The organism is Thiohalomonas denitrificans, from assembly GCF_900102855.1.
Classification (GTDB): domain Bacteria; phylum Pseudomonadota; class Gammaproteobacteria; order Thiohalomonadales; family Thiohalomonadaceae; genus Thiohalomonas; species Thiohalomonas denitrificans.
Map to the genome: position 1 here is coordinate 470,511 of NZ_FMWD01000001.1, position 14,307 is coordinate 484,817.

The following is a 14,307-nucleotide window of genomic DNA, read 5'->3' on the forward strand; positions in this document are numbered from 1 at the left end:
CGCAGAGCCTCCTGGCTACTCGCTACTCGCCACTAGCTACTCATTACTCACTTGACGACCTTAAGGCTGGGACGCTTCGGCTTATCATCGCCATCCCCTCCGCCGGGAGGTGATGGGGGCGGCTGATCGCCGCCCTCCTCATCCGTGAAAACCATCCCTTTTCCGTTCTCGCGAGCATAGATCGCAAGCACGGCCATGATGGGCACGCTGACCTGCATCGGACTACCGGAGAAGCGTGCATCCAGCAATACCCAATCATTGCCCAATTCCAGATTTCGGATGGCCGAGGGGCTTACATTAAAAACGATTTTTCCATTTTCCACGAACTGCTCGGGGACCTGGACATTCTCCTGTTCGGCATCCACCAGTAGATACGGCGTCATACCATTGTCGAGAATCCACTCATAGAGAGCGCGCAGTAAATAGGGACGGCTTGGAGTCATGGCAACTCTGGATTGGGATTGGAACGAAGGATGGCAGTGCGGGTGCGGGGCCGTTTGCCCCGCACCATTCGGACTTCAGCTTCGGAGCTCGCGCTCCGCTTCACTGAGGCTCGCCTGGAACGAATCACGCCCAAACAGCCGTTCCGCATACGCCACCAGCGGTGCCGCCTGTTTTGGCAGGCTGATGTTGTAGGCCGGCAGACGCCACAACAGCGGTGCGAGACTGCAATCAACCAGCGAAAATTCATCGGCCATGAAAAACGGCTTTTGTTCGAAGACGGGACTGACCACCACGAGACTGTCCCTTATCTCCTTCCGTGCCTTGACGGCCGCTTTTTCGGGACCGTTTTCCAGTACATCGACGTAGCTGTAAAGGTCCTTCTCGATTCGGTAGAGCATCATCCGGTTGTTGGCCCTGGATACCGGGTCCACGGGCATCAGTGGCGGATGAGGGAAACGCTCGTCCAGGTATTCCATGATGATCTGGGAATGGTAAAGCACCAGATCACGGTCCACCAGAGTAGGGACCGAGTTGTAGGGATTCAGGTCAATCAGGTCTTCTGGCAGGTTGTTGAGATCGACATCGACGATGTCGACATTGATCCCCTTCTCCGCAAGGACGATTCTCACTCGATGACTATAGATATCATTGTCACCAGAGAATAGCGTCATAACGGAACGTCGGTTGGCGACCACCCCCATGGGAAGTTCTCCTTGCTATCAAACGAACGGGGGTTTGGACTGCACGCCCAAACCCCTGGGTCAACCAATATGTGCGGCGCGCCGCGTTTTCAAGAAAACAGCGAGCCGGTCAGGCAGTATAGCACACCGGCCCGCAGTCCCGGCGTCAGTGGACGTCCCGCCAGTACTCTTTCTTCAACAGATAGGCGAAGACGAAGAACACGCCCAGGAAGCCCAATACCCACCAGCCGAGACGTTCACGCTCGGTACGAATCGGTTCCGCCATGTAGACCATGAAATTGGTCAGGTCAGCGGCGGCACGGTCGTACTCGGCCTCGGTCATGCTGCCCTCGGTAACCTGTTGGTAGCCGGTGATTACCTCGGTCTCCTCACCGCCGTGAACCACCTTCTCCAGGATGGGTTTTTTCAGACCCTCCAGTTCCCACAGCACATGCGGCATACCGACATCCGGAAAAACGGCATTGTTGACGCCAAACGGCCGCGAATCATCGACATAAAAGGTACGGAAATAGGTGTAGAGGTAGTCCGCACCCCGGGCACGGGCCAGCACCGACAGGTCCGGCGGTGCCGTGCCGAACCAGGTTTCGGCCTGGTCCGCAGACATGGCCACGTTCATGGTTTCGCCCACCTTGTCAGTGGTGAACATCAGATTCTCCCGAACCTGCTCGTCACTCATTTCCAGGTCCCGAGCCATGCGATTGAAGCGCATATACTGAGCCGAGTGGCAGCTCAGGCAGTAGTTGGCGAACAGCTGGGCACCGCGCTGCAGGGAGGCCTTGTCATGCAGGTCGATGGGGGCCTTGTCCAGCTGGACACCGCCGGCTGCGATGGTCAGTCCAGGCAGCGCCGCGATCAGTAGTGCATAGATAAACTTTTTCATTGCGTCACCCTTTCCGGAACCGGCTTGTTCTTTTCCATCTTCGTGTAGATGGGCATCAGCAGGAAGAACGCGAAATAGATAGCCGTCGCAACCTGGGCGATAAACGTTTTGACCGGCGACGGCGCTTCCATACCCAGGTAACCAAGCACGACGAAGGCAATCACAAACAGGGTCAGCATCGCCTTGAACTGCCAGCCGCGGTAGCGGATGGATTTGACCGGGTTGCGATCGAGCCATGGCAGGAAGAACAATATGACCACTGCGGCACCCATGGTGACCACACCCAGGAACTTGTCGGGAATGGCGCGCAGGATGGCGTAGAACGGCGTGAAGTACCAGACTGGCGCGATATGCAGCGGAGTCTTCAGCGGGTCGGCCGGCTCGAAGTTGGCATGTTCAAGGAAATAACCGCCCATCTCCGGCATGAAAAACACCACAATGGAGAAGAACATCAGGAAAACGACGACGCCGACAATGTCCTTGACCGTGTAGTAGGGGTGGAACGGAATGCCATCTTTCGGGATGCCGTTCTCGTCCTTGTTCTTCTTGATTTCCACGCCGTCGGGGTTGTTGGAGCCGACTTCATGCAGGGCAAGGATATGGGCCGCGACCAGGGCAACCAGTACCAACGGCACTGCGATGACATGGAAAGCAAAGAAGCGGTTCAGGGTCACGTCGGAAATCACGAAGTCACCACGAATCCACAGCGACAACTCATCGCCTACAATCGGGATCGCCCCGAACAGGGAGACGATCACCTGGGCGCCCCAATAGGACATCTGTCCCCAAGGCAGCAGATAACCAAAGAAGGCCTCGGCCATCAGCGCCAGGTAGATCAACATGCCGAAGATCCACAGCAGTTCCCGCGGCTGCTTGTATGAGCCGTAAATCAGCCCGCGGAACATGTGCAGATAGACAACCACGAAGAAGGCCGAGGCACCGGTCGAGTGTATGTAGCGGATCAGCCAGCCCCAGTTCACGTCGCGCATGATGTACTCGACAGAGCTGAAGGCGAGCGTCGCGTCGGGCTTGTAACTCATGGTCAGGAAGATGCCGGTGACAATCTGGATCACCAGTACCAGCAAGGCGAGAGAGCCGAAGAAATACCAGAAGTTGAAATTCTTCGGCGCATAGTATTCGGAAAGGTGCTCTTTCCACATCTTGGAGGCCGGGAAGCGATCATCGACCCAGCCCATTACGCTGTTCATGACGCTCATCAGGCTGCTCCCTTATCTTCACCCACCAGGATGCGGGTGTCACTCAGGTACATGTGCGGCGGCACCTCGAGGTTCAGCGGCGCAGGCACACCCGAGTACACGCGACCAGCCAGGTCGAACTTGGAACCGTGGCAGGGACAGAAAAAACCGCCTCTCCAGTCGTCGCCCAAATCGGCCGGCGCAATCTCCGGACGGTAGCTGGGCGCACAACCCAAGTGCGTGCAAATACCGATCATGACCAGGAACTCCGGCTTGATAGAGCGCTGGGGATTCTGGGCATACTCCGGCTGCTGCGGTTGCTCGGATGCCGGGTCACGCAATCTGTCGTTTATGGAAGGCAGATCATCGAGGTTGCGCTCGCTACGGCGAACGATCCAGACCGGTTTGCCGCGCCACTCATAGGTCACCATCTGGCCCGGTTCGAGCTTGCTTATGTCGGCTTCAACCGGGGCACCGGCTGCCTTGGCACGCGCGCTCGGCTGCATGGAAATTACAAAAGGGGCAGCTACAAAACCCACACCCACTGCACCCGCGCCTGCGGTAACAGTGGTGAGGAACCGGCGCCGACCCCTGTCTACACCTTCAGTGCTCATCAAGCCTCTCCCACTCGCTGGAAAGTTCAGTTAATCAACTCAAAGCAAAAAACCACCCACCGTCGGCGAGCGGTCAAGAAAATAGCAATATTCTATAATTGACCAACAGGCATTTTCCCCCATCGCCTAAATGAAGGTCAAGTTAGAGGTACCTCCATAGGGGGTAGTCGGACCCTTCAGGTAGTCAGACCGGGTTTGGCACATCGATGAAGCGGTGCTCAACCCCGAATTGTTCCGCCAGATGCCGCCCAAGGGCCTGGACGCCGTAGCGCTCGGTGGCGTGGTGACCGGCAGCGAAATAATCGATGCCGAGTTCCCTCGCAACGTGCACCGTCGGCTCGGAGATTTCACCGCTGATAAATGCATCGAGTCCCAGAGCGGCTGCGTCCGCCAGAAAACCTTGAGCTGCCCCGGTACACCAGCCGATGCGTTGCAGCTGCCGCTGCGCTCCGGGAATATGCAAGGGGACGTGATCCAGAGTGGTTTCCAGCCGCCGGGCCAACTCACTGGAGGCGATGGGCGTGTTCAGCACCGCGAAGTGGGCCAGATGATCACGCCCGAAGTGGCCGCCGGTCTCTAGACCCAGCATGGCTCCCAGGCGGGCGTTATTCCCCAATTCCGAATGCCCGTCGAGGGGGAGATGGTAAGCGAGCAGGCTAATCCCGGCGTCGATCAGGCAGCGAAGTCGCTGGTATTTCATGCCGATCACACGTGGATCTTCGCCTCTCCAGAAGTAGCCGTGATGAACAAGAAGAGCGTCCGCCCCGACCTCAGCGGCCTGCTCCAGCAATTCGCGACTGGCGGTGACGCCCGAAACGAGCGTATTGACCTCCTCCCTGCCCTGGACCTGCAACCCATTGGGGCAGTAGTCCTGGTAGTCGTCCACTGCAAGCAGATCATCGGTATAGGTGAGGATTTCGCTGAGTCGGGCCATCGTTGTCTCCCTTTCTTTCAGGGTTTCATCCCAATTCGATTCAAAACGCAGTTGCCCCTGAATGCAGTGGTCATTTGCCGAAGAGGCGTTAGACTGTGGAACTCAAGTCCCAATGGGAGCCGCGCATGAAGGGCTATAAACCGCTGTTGTTTCTGTTCCAGTCGATTACCGTAGGGCTTGCTGCTGCCTTTGTGGTCCTGATTTGGCATCCGGAACTGCTGGAAAACCAGACGGTGGTGGAGATCGTCGAAAGCACCACTTCGACCACCGTTTCTCCCGCAAGCGGTCCGGTATCCTACGCCGAAGCTGTCGCCCGCGCTGCCCCGGCCGTCGTCAATATCTACACGCGCAAGATCACAGCGGACGATCCCCATGGCATGTTCGACGATCCGATATTCCGCCACTTTTTCGGTGACAGCTTCCAGGTACCACCTCGGGAGCGCCAGGAGTCATCGCTCGGTTCCGGGGTCATTGTCAACGCACGCGGCTATGTGCTGACCAACAACCATGTCATCGAAGACGCCGATACCATACGCGTGGCCCTGCGGGACGGGCGCAAGACAGACGCCGAAGTGGTCGGCGCCGATCCGGAGGCGGACCTGGCGGTGCTCAAGATTGCCCTCGAGGACCTGCCAACGATAACCCTGGGTCGCTCCGAGGAGCTCCAGGTCGGCGATGTCCTGCTGGCCATTGGTAATCCGTTTGGTGTGGGTCAAACGGTGACGCTCGGAATCGCCAGTGCGACCGGACGCAACCAACTGGGCATCAACACCTTCGAGAATTTCATCCAGACCGACGCGGCCATCAATCCGGGCAACTCCGGTGGTGCCCTCATAAACGCCACCGGCGAACTGGTCGGTATCAATACCGCCATCTTTTCCCGTACCGGCGGCTCCCAGGGGATCGGCTTTGCCATTCCCATGACGCTCGCCAAGGGTAGTATGACCCAGATCATCGAGACCGGCCACGTCTCCCGCGGCTGGTTGGGCATCGAGATCCAGGAGATCACGGCCGAACTGGCGGAATCCTTCGGGCTGGAGAGTGAAAAAGGAGTCATTATTGCCGGCGTGCTGCGCGACGGACCGGCCTATCGCTCCGGTCTCAGACCAGGCGATGTCGTAACCGGAATCGGCAACGAGTCGATTACCGATCTGCGCGACGCACTCAACACCATCACCCGAGCCCAGCCCGGCGACCACATCCTCGTCCGGGGAACCCGCGATGGGCAGCCGTTCGAACTACAGGCAGAAGTCGCCGAACGGCCGCTGCAGACGACCTCCGAGGGACGCTAGTCCCAAAAACTGTCGGCTTTTGCGGTGCAACATCGCCGACTTACCCGAGACTTTCACGCAAGGCTGCCAGGAAGGCCTCGTTCTCTTCCGGTGTGCCGACGGTCACCCGCAGGCACCCGGAAAGTGCCCCGCCTGCCGGGTTCAGGTTCTTGATGAGAACGCCCCGCGCCTGCAAACCGGCGAATACCGCATCGGCATCATCCGCCACGCGGAACAGGATAAAGTTGGCCGCTGAGGGACAAGGGGTTACGCCCTCGATACCACCCAGTGCCGAGGCCAGCCGGCCCCGTTCCTCGCGGATACGGGCGGTCTGCTCATCCAGTACCCCCATATGGCTCAGTGCGAATTCGCCACTGACCTGGGTCAGTACATTGATGTTGTAGGGCAGCCGAACCTTGTCCAGTTCGCCGATCCACTCCCGCGGACCGGCGAGGAAGCCCAGACGCAGCCCCGCCAGTCCCAGCTTGGAGACGGTGCGCATCACCAGCAGGTTGTCCCACTCACCGAGGCGGCCCATGAAACTCTGTTCGGCAAATGCGTGATAGGCCTCATCCACCACCACCAGTCCGGGCGCGGCCTCGATAATCGCGACCATATCCTCCGGGTCGAAAAGATTTCCCGTCGGGTTATTGGGGTAAGCCAGATAGACGATCGCGGGCTGATGTTGATCGATACCCTTCAGCATCGCGTCCCGATTCAGGCCAAAATCCTCTTCCTGCAGCGGCACACCCACGTAATCCATTCCGGTGAAGGTGGCGATCATCCGGTACATGACGAAACCCGGTTCGGGGGCCAGTACCGTCCGTCCGGGGCCGCCCAGGGCCAGTGCCAGCATCTGGATGATCTCGTCCGAGCCGTTGCCGAGCAGCAGGTCCATCCCCGCCGGCACATCCATCGTGGCCCGCAAACGATCGGTCAGATGGCGCGCCTTTGCATCCGGATAGCGGTTGAGCGGTACATCGCGTAACGCGTCCAGCCACTCCTCCAGGAGTTCCGGCGGCAGAGTGTAGGGATTTTCCATGGCGTCCAGCTTGATCAGCCTGCCGGGATCCGGCACCGGATAGGCATTGATGGCCCGAATCTCCGGCCGAATCCATTTGTCGATGAGTTCTTTTTTCATAACGTCGGTTTTAACCACGGGGGACACGGGGAGCACGGGGGACTTCAGTTTTTCGCTGCAGAGTACGGGAAGAATGTTTTCTTGAGCAGTTTTCTTTATGGTCGAAAATTCCCCGTGTTCCCCGTGCACCCCGTGGTTAATGTTTCTTTATCCGATATTCGGCCGATCGGGCATGGGCGGTCAGGCCTTCGCCGCGGGCGAAGGTCGAAGCGATTTTCCCCATTTCCGAGGCACCCTCGGGAGAGAACATGAGGAGACTGGAGCGTTTCTGGAAGTCGTAGACGCCCAGGGGCGAGGAGAAGCGTGCCGTGCGCGATGTGGGCAGGACGTGGTTGGGTCCGGCACAGTAATCGCCCAGCGCCTCGGCCGTGTAACGGCCCATGAAGATGGCTCCGGCATGTCGAATACGGGGCGCCATCGCCTCCGGATCGGCAACCGACAACTCCAGGTGCTCAGGGGCGATGAAGTTGGCCACATCCACCGCCTCATCCATGTCCTTCACCTGTATGAATGCCCCGCGCGCTTCCAGAGAGGTGCGGATGATCTCCGCCCGCTCCATGGTGGGCAGGAGCCGTGCAATCGCTTCACCGACCCGGTCGAGAAAGGCGCCGTCGGGACACACCAGAATCGATTGGGCATCTTCATCGTGTTCGGCCTGGGAAAACAGGTCCATGGCAATCCAGTCCGGGTCCGTCTCCCCGTCACAGATCACCAGAATCTCGGAAGGCCCCGCGATCATGTCGATGCCGACCGTGCCGTAGACCATACCTTTGGCGGTCGCGACAAAGATGTTGCCGGGCCCGACGATCTTGTCCACTGCGGGCACGGTTTCGGTTCCATAGGCAAGGGCCGCAATGGCCTGGGCGCCCCCGAGAGCAAACACCCGGTCGACTCCGACCACCGCCGCTGCGGCAAGAACCAGATCGTTGATTTCGCCATCCGGCGTCGGCACCACCATGATCAGTTCACCGACTCCGGCCACCTTGGCGGGGATGCCGTTCATCAGAACCGATGACGGGTAAGCCGCCTTGCCGCCCGGCACATAGAGCCCGGCGCGCTCCAGCGGTGAGATCTGCTGCCCGAGCAGAGTGCCATCGGGCTCGGTATAGCTCCAGGATTCACCCTTCTGATGCTCGTGGTAAAGGCGAACACGGCTGGCGGAGAGTTCCAGCGCCTGGCGCTGCTCGGTGGAGATCGCCGCCAGTGCCTGTTCAAGCCTTTCCCTCGGGATCTCCAGGTCCCGGATGCTCTTCACATCCATCCGGTCCAGCCGGTTCGTCAACTCCACCAGCGCCGCATCGCCGCGCTCCCGAACCGCCTTCAGGATATCGCGGACAATCCCGTTGACCTTGTCATCAGAGACCCCTTCCCAGGAAAGCAGGGACTCCAACTCACTCCAGAAATCGGGTTGCTTCGTGTCGAACCTTCGGATATTCGGCATGGCTACTTTCAACTCGTGTTATTAACCGCAAAGGCGCAAAGACCGCAAAGAACTGCCTCATGATGCTTTTCGATGGACGGCCTGGAGCCAAGCGGCGAGGATGCTAACGCTAGCAACATCAAACCCGAATAGAGTTCCTGAACATGGTGCGTATCACCGCTCGGCAACCGGGTTTGAAATAAAAACTTCGAGTCGCTCTTTGCGCTCTTGGCGTCTTTGCGGTTCGAACGAATAGTTCCTAGGCGCGGCTCTCCACCGCCTGGGCAATGTCGTCGATGAATCGCTTGATGGTCACGTGCTTGGTCTTCATCGAGGCTTTGTTCACCACCAGGCGGGAGCTGATATCGGCGATATGCTCCAGCGGCTGCAGGCCGTTGGCCTTCAGGGTGTTTCCGGTATCGACAAGGTCGACGATGTAATCGGCCAGACCCACCAGCGGCGCGAGTTCCATCGAGCCATACAGCTTAATGATCTCCACCTGCTGGCCTTTGCGGGCATAGTACCGGCGGGTACTGTTTACAAATTTGGTGGCGATCTTCAGGCGGCGCTCATGCGCCGGTCCCTCTGTCGCTCCCGCCACCATCAAACGGCAACGGGCGATCTTCAGATCCAAAGGCTCGTACAACCCCTCACCGCCATGCTCCATCAGCACGTCCTTGCCGGCGACGCCCAGGTCTGCCGCCCCGTACTCGACATAGGTCGGTACGTCCGAGGCGCGGATAATCACCAGTTTCACTTCATCGTGATTGGTATCGAGGATCAGCTTGCGGCTCTTCTCCGGATCATCCACCGGCTCAATGCCTGCATGGGCAAGCAACGGCAGTGTCTCCTTGAAGATGCGTCCCTTCGAAAGGGCTATGGTCAGCGTTTCACTCATGGCATCACATCCAGCGCTGCCGAGCGGGTATACTGATGTTCGGGAATGCGGCGAATACAGGCACCCAGCTGCGAAAGCTTCTCCTCGATGCAGTCGTACCCGCGATCGATGTGATAGATGCGGTCGACCAGGGTGTCGCCCTCTGCCACCAGTCCGGCCAGAACCAGGCTGGCGGAGGCGCGCAGGTCGGTTGCCATGACAGGGGCAGCCGTCAACTTTTCCACCCCGCGAATAACGGCGGTGTTACCCTCCAGGCGAATATTGGCCCCCATGCGCTGCAGCTCCTGCACATGCATAAAACGGTTTTCGAACACGGTTTCGGTGATCGTGGCCGTCCCTTCCGCGACCGAGTTCATGGCCGTGAACTGCGCCTGCATATCCGTGGGGAAAGCCGGGTACGGGGCGGTATGCACATCGACTGCGCGCGGTCGGTTGCCTTTCATGTCCAGGCTGATCCAGTCGTCGCCGCACTCGACTTCGGCCCCGGCTTCCGTGAGCTTCGAAAGCACGCCATCCAGGAGATCCGGCCGGGTGTCCTTGAGCTTGACCCGACCTCCACTGATGGCTGCAGCCACCAGGTAGGTGCCGGTTTCGATGCGATCCGGCAGTACGCAATAGCGTCCACCACGCAAGCGTTCCACACCCTCGATGACAATGGTATCGGTACCCGCTCCGGAGATCCGTGCACCCAGTGAATTCAGGCAGCAGGCCAGATCCACCACCTCCGGCTCGCGGGCGGCATTCTCGATGACACTCGTGCCCTTGGCGAGGGCCGCCGCCATCATCAGGTTCTCGGTACCGGTCACCGACACCAGCTCCATCATCAGCTTGGCGCCCTTCAGTCGGCCGGGACTGGTGGCCTTTATATAGCCGTTTTCAACCCGGATATCGGCGCCCATCTGCCGGAGCCCATTGATATGCAAGTTGACCGGCCGCGAGCCGATGGCACAGCCCCCCGGCAACGAGACTTCGGCCTTGCCAAAACGTGCCAGCATCGGCCCGAGCACCAGAATGGAGGCGCGCATGGTCCGTACCAGTTCATACGGAGCGTAGAAGTTCCGAATGGTTGAGGAGCGCACCTCGATATTGAGCTTCTCGTCCACCACCAACTCGACGCCCATATTGCCGAGCAGTTCCATGGTAGTGGTGATGTCGTGCAGATGGGGGACATTGCATACTGTCACCGGCTCATCAGCCAGAAGGGTGGCGGCAAGGATGGGCAGGGCGGCATTCTTGGCGCCGGCAATGCGAATCTCGCCGTTCAAGGCAGCGCCGCCGGTAATGATAAGTTTGTCCATTCGGCAAAAGGTCCGGTCCGTTCAGTCGACCTTGAGCTTACTCGCCGTCGCCCATTGGGCCGGCGTGTAGCACTTGATATTAATCGCGTGGATCTCGCCGCTGGTGATCCGCTCGCCCAGTGTGGCGTAGATCATTTTCTGCTGTTCCACCATCGACTTCCCATCAAAAACGTCGCCAACGGCGGTGACGTCAAAGTGACTGCCATCGCCCTGGACGGTGACATCGACCCCCGGCAGCCCGGCTTCGATGAGATCTTTAACCGCTTCAGGTTCCATAGTGACTCCAGCGTCGACAATAGCCGCCCATCTTAACGCGCGTCCGAAGGTCCTGTCATCTGTCCTACGACCGAGATGAGTACGGCCGCATACTTTGCCCGGCAACGCCGCAGAAGCGGCGGGAGCCACGGCTCCTATTGCAGCAGCGGCTCCATGCCACTGGTGCGGGCAATCGCCCGCATCTGTTCGGGGATCTGTTGAAAATGGAGCTCCAGATCGGCCTGCCGGGCCCTTCGCAGCCATTCCATCAGAAGCGTGACACCCGCGCTGTCGGACCGTGTCACCCCTGAGAGGTCAATGACGAGAGCGCCACTGCCCGTTTTGAAAACCGAATCACTCTGCTTCAGGACATCGGTCACCGTTTCGAAGGTCAACTCCCCTTCCACCCGGCACGACCCGTCATCGACTTTGAAACGGCCGGTCATCATGAAGGCGCCCGGCCGTTCTTCTCGGACATGCGTTCAAGCAAGGTATCCATCCCCTCCCGCCGAACCACACTGTTGTATTCGTTACGGTAGTTGAGCAGCAGACTGACTCCGTCCACGCTGATGTCGTAGACCAACCACTTGCCGTCCGCCTGATGGAGCCGATAGTCGATGGGTATCGAGGGTCCGCCCCGGTCCGAAACGACTTCGGTGGGCACGCTGACCCGATCGGCGTTCTCTTCGGCATGAACCGGCCGATAATTGATCGTCTCGCCGCTGTATTCCAGAAGGGCCGTGCCGTAGGTACGCACCAGAAGACGACGAAACTCCTCCACAAACTGTCGACGCTGCTCCTCGCTGGCGGTACGCCAGTGCCGGGCGAGAACAAGGCGTGACATGGCCTCGAAGTCGAAGTGAGGCAGAACAATATCTTCGATCAGGGCGTAGAGCTCCTCGGGATTCTGCTGCAAGGTCTCACGCTTTGCCTCGAGCCGGGAAAGCACGGCATCGGTGGTCTCCCGTACCAGCGATTGCGCCTCCTCGGCCGATTGGGATTGGGCCGCCGCCGGGCCCGCACACAAAAACCATGCCGTCAGGCCCCAAAGTACTATCCCTCGAATCCGTTTCATGGCTCTGCTCCCTCCTTCGAATCATCCGATCCCTGGCTGAACAGGAACTGGCCGATGAGCCTTTCCAGCACCAGTGAGGACTGTGTCAGATGAATAACGTCCCCATCGGCAAGGTTGTCCAGCGCACCACCCGGTTCCAGCCCGACATATTTCTCCCCCAGCAAGCCGGAGGTGAATACCGAGGCGCTGCTGTCCTCGGGCAACTGGTCATACTGCGACTCGATGCGCATGCTAACCACCGCCTCGAAGGTCTTCTCATCGAAGTCGATATCGACCACCCGCCCGATACGCACACCGGCCATGGTGACCGGCGAACGGACATTCAGCCCGCTGATGTTGTCGAAGCGGGCCTTGATCTCGTAGCCGTCCGCTTCACCGACCGACGTCAGGTTGCTCACCTGCATTGCCAGCATGGAAAGCGCCGCCAGCCCACCGGCCACGAACACTCCCACCCAAATCTCAATCATCCTAGAACGCATCAGGGTTCCCCGAACATCAAAGCCGTCAAAATGAAATCCAATCCCAGCACCGCCAGCGAGGTGTGAACCACCGTACGGGTCGTGGCCCGGCTCACCCCCTCGGAGGTCGGTATGGCGTCATAACCCTCGAAAACCGCGATCCACGAGGCTACGAAGCCGAATGCCAGACTCTTGATGACACCGTTGTTGATGTCATCCCAAAAATTGACGCTGTTTTGCATCTGCGACCAGTAGGCACCCTCATCGACACCCAGCAGTTGTACCCCCACGATATAGCCGCCCATGATGCCGACGGCACTGAAAATCGCCGCCAGCAGAGGCAGGGAGAGAAAGCCCGCCAGGAAACGTGGGGCCAGGGTCCGCTTGATGGGGTCCACCGCCATCATCTCCATTCCGGAGAGTTGCTCGGTCGCCTTCATCAGTCCGATCTCCGCGGTCAGGGCCGATCCGGCGCGACCGGCAAACAGCAGCGCGGTCACCACCGGTCCCAGCTCGCGCACCAGCGTCAGCGCCACGACGGTACCCAGGGACTGCTCGGCCCCGAAGTCGACCAGCGTGTAGTAACCCTGTAGACCCAGCACCATCCCGACGAAGAGGCCCGAGACCAGAATAATCAGTAGCGAGAGTACGCCGACGCTGTAGATCTGCTGCACCACCAGCCCGAAACGCGGCACCAGGGCCGGCAGGCGGGCCAGGATCGAAAACAGCAGAAGATGACCGCGTCCAAGCCGCTCGAAAAAGCCCAATGCGCTGGCACCCAGAGCCTGGAACCAGCCGGCGGGTCCCTTCATTGCCATGCACGGCCCCCTTCACTGCCCGCCAGCAGGTCTTCAGCGAAGTCGGGCGCCGGATAGTGGAATGGCACCGGCCCGTCCGGCAGGGCCTTGAGAAATTGGCGCGCCCACTCGGAATCATAGTGCTCCAGCTCGTCCGGGCTGCCGTGGGCGACCACCTTGCCGTCCGAAAGCAGGTAGATGTCATCGGCGATGGCCGAGGTCTCCTGCACATCATGGGAAACGATCACACTGGTCAATCCCAGGGCGTCGTTCAGCTCCCGAATGAGCTTGACCAGTACTCCCATGGAAATGGGGTCCTGACCAGTGAACGGCTCGTCATACAGGATCATCATCGGATCCAGGGCGATCGCCCGGGCCAGTGCTACCCGCCGTGCCATCCCCCCCGAAAGCTCGGCGGTAGTGAGTCCGCGCGCGCCTCGCAGGCCGACGGCCTCCAGCTTCATCAGCACCAGGTCCCGAATCATCGATTCCGGCAAATCGGTATGCTCGCGCAGGGGAAAGGCCACATTGTCGAAGACGTTGAGATCGGTCAGCAGTGCCCCGCTCTGGAACAGCATGCCCATGCGCCGACGCAGCCGGTATAACTCCCGGGTACGGAGCTTCGGCACTTCAAGACCGTCGACGCGCACGCTCCCCTTGTCGGGCCGGAGCTGGCCACCAATCAGGCGCAACAGCGTCGTCTTGCCGGTGCCGCTGGGCCCCATGATCGCGGTGACTTTTCCACGACGGATGTCGATATCCACCCCGTCAAAGATCATCTTGCGCCCGCGTGCGAAATGCAGGCCGCGAATACTCACCAATGGCTCACTGTCCGAAGACATGCCAACCCCTTTTTCTTGTTAGATACAAAGTGTCCGCTATCCGTCGCCCAAGCGTCAACTCGACATGCCTGAAGGCAACAGGT

Annotated in this window: 17 protein-coding genes; 1 reads left to right on the forward strand and 16 read right to left on the reverse strand. The window is 59.6% G+C overall.

Annotated elements, in window-relative coordinates; genetic code table 11:
• Nucleotides 1-47: 47 nt before the first annotated feature.
• The 6 genes from BLP65_RS02140 to BLP65_RS02165 all read right to left on the reverse strand — a co-directional run bounded on the left by BLP65_RS02140 (nt 48) and on the right by BLP65_RS02165 (nt 4,769).
• A complete protein-coding gene (locus BLP65_RS02140) occupies nt 48-443 on the reverse strand; it encodes a ClpXP protease specificity-enhancing factor (RefSeq protein ID WP_092992106.1) in 396 nt (131 codons plus the stop codon).
• A gap of 75 nt (nt 444-518) precedes the next feature.
• The gene (gene sspA / locus BLP65_RS02145; protein ID WP_092992108.1) at nt 519-1,145 is read right to left on the reverse strand and encodes a stringent starvation protein SspA; all 627 of its coding nucleotides are present in this window, start codon (nt 1,143-1,145) and stop codon (nt 519-521) included.
• A 145-nt stretch (nt 1,146-1,290) separates the two neighbouring features.
• Nucleotides 1,291-2,025: a cytochrome c1 gene (locus tag BLP65_RS02150; protein WP_092992110.1), complete on the reverse strand. Its 735-nt coding sequence runs from the start codon at nt 2,023-2,025 to the stop codon at nt 1,291-1,293.
• Nucleotides 2,022-3,233: a cytochrome b gene (locus BLP65_RS02155; RefSeq protein WP_399350790.1), complete on the reverse strand. Its 1,212-nt coding sequence runs from the start codon at nt 3,231-3,233 to the stop codon at nt 2,022-2,024. The genes BLP65_RS02150 and BLP65_RS02155 overlap by 4 nt, the downstream gene beginning before the upstream one ends.
• 8 nt (nt 3,234-3,241) lie before the next feature.
• Nucleotides 3,242-3,835, reverse strand: a complete 594-nt coding sequence (gene petA, locus BLP65_RS02160) for a ubiquinol-cytochrome c reductase iron-sulfur subunit (protein WP_092992114.1) — start codon at nt 3,833-3,835, stop codon at nt 3,242-3,244.
• A gap of 184 nt (nt 3,836-4,019) precedes the next feature.
• Nucleotides 4,020-4,769 (reverse strand): Nif3-like dinuclear metal center hexameric protein, encoded by a 750-nt coding sequence (locus BLP65_RS02165; RefSeq protein ID WP_092992116.1) that lies wholly within the window; start codon nt 4,767-4,769, stop codon nt 4,020-4,022.
• Nucleotides 4,770-4,894: 125 nt separating this feature from the next.
• On the opposite strand from BLP65_RS02165, the gene BLP65_RS02170 reads away from it, so the two are divergent.
• Entirely contained in the window at nt 4,895-6,061 is a 1,167-nt protein-coding gene (locus BLP65_RS02170; protein ID WP_092992118.1) for a S1C family serine protease, read from the forward strand.
• A gap of 40 nt (nt 6,062-6,101) precedes the next feature.
• Here BLP65_RS02170 and hisC read toward each other — a convergent pair whose 3' ends face one another.
• From hisC to BLP65_RS02220, 10 genes are all read right to left on the reverse strand, one after another.
• Complete coding sequence (gene hisC, locus BLP65_RS02175; RefSeq protein ID WP_092992325.1) at nt 6,102-7,181, reverse strand: histidinol-phosphate transaminase; 1,080 nt, start codon at nt 7,179-7,181, stop codon at nt 6,102-6,104.
• A gap of 136 nt (nt 7,182-7,317) precedes the next feature.
• Nucleotides 7,318-8,622, reverse strand: a complete 1,305-nt coding sequence (gene hisD / locus BLP65_RS02180; RefSeq protein WP_092992120.1) for a histidinol dehydrogenase — start codon at nt 8,620-8,622, stop codon at nt 7,318-7,320.
• Between the two features lie 238 nt (nt 8,623-8,860).
• Nucleotides 8,861-9,499: an ATP phosphoribosyltransferase gene (gene hisG, locus BLP65_RS02185; protein WP_092992122.1), complete on the reverse strand. Its 639-nt coding sequence runs from the start codon at nt 9,497-9,499 to the stop codon at nt 8,861-8,863.
• Nucleotides 9,496-10,797, reverse strand: a complete 1,302-nt coding sequence (gene murA / locus BLP65_RS02190; RefSeq protein ID WP_092992124.1) for a UDP-N-acetylglucosamine 1-carboxyvinyltransferase — start codon at nt 10,795-10,797, stop codon at nt 9,496-9,498. Before murA ends, hisG begins: the two co-directional genes overlap by 4 nt.
• A 21-nt stretch (nt 10,798-10,818) precedes the next feature.
• Nucleotides 10,819-11,073: a BolA family protein gene (locus BLP65_RS02195; protein WP_092992126.1), complete on the reverse strand. Its 255-nt coding sequence runs from the start codon at nt 11,071-11,073 to the stop codon at nt 10,819-10,821.
• Between the two features lie 134 nt (nt 11,074-11,207).
• Nucleotides 11,208-11,501, reverse strand: a complete 294-nt coding sequence (locus BLP65_RS02200; RefSeq protein WP_092992127.1) for an STAS domain-containing protein — start codon at nt 11,499-11,501, stop codon at nt 11,208-11,210.
• A complete protein-coding gene (locus tag BLP65_RS02205; protein WP_092992129.1) occupies nt 11,498-12,127 on the reverse strand; it encodes an MlaC/ttg2D family ABC transporter substrate-binding protein in 630 nt (209 codons plus the stop codon). The genes BLP65_RS02200 and BLP65_RS02205 overlap by 4 nt, the downstream gene beginning before the upstream one ends.
• Nucleotides 12,124-12,609: an outer membrane lipid asymmetry maintenance protein MlaD gene (gene mlaD, locus BLP65_RS02210; RefSeq protein ID WP_175452409.1), complete on the reverse strand. Its 486-nt coding sequence runs from the start codon at nt 12,607-12,609 to the stop codon at nt 12,124-12,126. Before mlaD ends, BLP65_RS02205 begins: the two co-directional genes overlap by 4 nt.
• Nucleotides 12,606-13,403, reverse strand: a complete 798-nt coding sequence (mlaE, locus tag BLP65_RS02215) for a lipid asymmetry maintenance ABC transporter permease subunit MlaE (RefSeq protein ID WP_399350735.1) — start codon at nt 13,401-13,403, stop codon at nt 12,606-12,608. Before mlaE ends, mlaD begins: the two co-directional genes overlap by 4 nt.
• Nucleotides 13,394-14,224, reverse strand: coding sequence for an ABC transporter ATP-binding protein (locus BLP65_RS02220; protein ID WP_092992133.1), 831 nt, complete (start codon nt 14,222-14,224; stop codon nt 13,394-13,396). The genes mlaE and BLP65_RS02220 overlap by 10 nt, the downstream gene beginning before the upstream one ends.
• Nucleotides 14,225-14,307: the final 83 nt, after the last annotated feature.

Coding starts and splice junctions, on each gene's coding strand:
- BLP65_RS02140 (WP_092992106.1), bottom strand. CDS start 443: ATGACTCCAAGCCGTCCCTATTTACTGCGCGCTCTCTATGAGTGGATT.
- sspA (WP_092992108.1), bottom strand. CDS start 1,145: ATGGGGGTGGTCGCCAACCGACGTTCCGTTATGACGCTATTCTCTGGT.
- BLP65_RS02150 (WP_092992110.1), bottom strand. CDS start 2,025: ATGAAAAAGTTTATCTATGCACTACTGATCGCGGCGCTGCCTGGACTG.
- BLP65_RS02155 (WP_399350790.1), bottom strand. CDS start 3,233: ATGAACAGCGTAATGGGCTGGGTCGATGATCGCTTCCCGGCCTCCAAG.
- petA (WP_092992114.1), bottom strand. CDS start 3,835: ATGAGCACTGAAGGTGTAGACAGGGGTCGGCGCCGGTTCCTCACCACT.
- BLP65_RS02165 (WP_092992116.1), bottom strand. CDS start 4,769: ATGGCCCGACTCAGCGAAATCCTCACCTATACCGATGATCTGCTTGCA.
- BLP65_RS02170 (WP_092992118.1), top strand. CDS start 4,895: ATGAAGGGCTATAAACCGCTGTTGTTTCTGTTCCAGTCGATTACCGTA.
- hisC (WP_092992325.1), bottom strand. CDS start 7,181: ATGAAAAAAGAACTCATCGACAAATGGATTCGGCCGGAGATTCGGGCC.
- hisD (WP_092992120.1), bottom strand. CDS start 8,622: ATGCCGAATATCCGAAGGTTCGACACGAAGCAACCCGATTTCTGGAGT.
- hisG (WP_092992122.1), bottom strand. CDS start 9,499: ATGAGTGAAACGCTGACCATAGCCCTTTCGAAGGGACGCATCTTCAAG.
- murA (WP_092992124.1), bottom strand. CDS start 10,797: ATGGACAAACTTATCATTACCGGCGGCGCTGCCTTGAACGGCGAGATT.
- BLP65_RS02195 (WP_092992126.1), bottom strand. CDS start 11,073: ATGGAACCTGAAGCGGTTAAAGATCTCATCGAAGCCGGGCTGCCGGGG.
- BLP65_RS02200 (WP_092992127.1), bottom strand. CDS start 11,501: ATGATGACCGGCCGTTTCAAAGTCGATGACGGGTCGTGCCGGGTGGAA.
- BLP65_RS02205 (WP_092992129.1), bottom strand. CDS start 12,127: ATGAAACGGATTCGAGGGATAGTACTTTGGGGCCTGACGGCATGGTTT.
- mlaE (WP_399350735.1), bottom strand. CDS start 13,403: ATGGCAATGAAGGGACCCGCCGGCTGGTTCCAGGCTCTGGGTGCCAGC.
- BLP65_RS02220 (WP_092992133.1), bottom strand. CDS start 14,224: ATGTCTTCGGACAGTGAGCCATTGGTGAGTATTCGCGGCCTGCATTTC.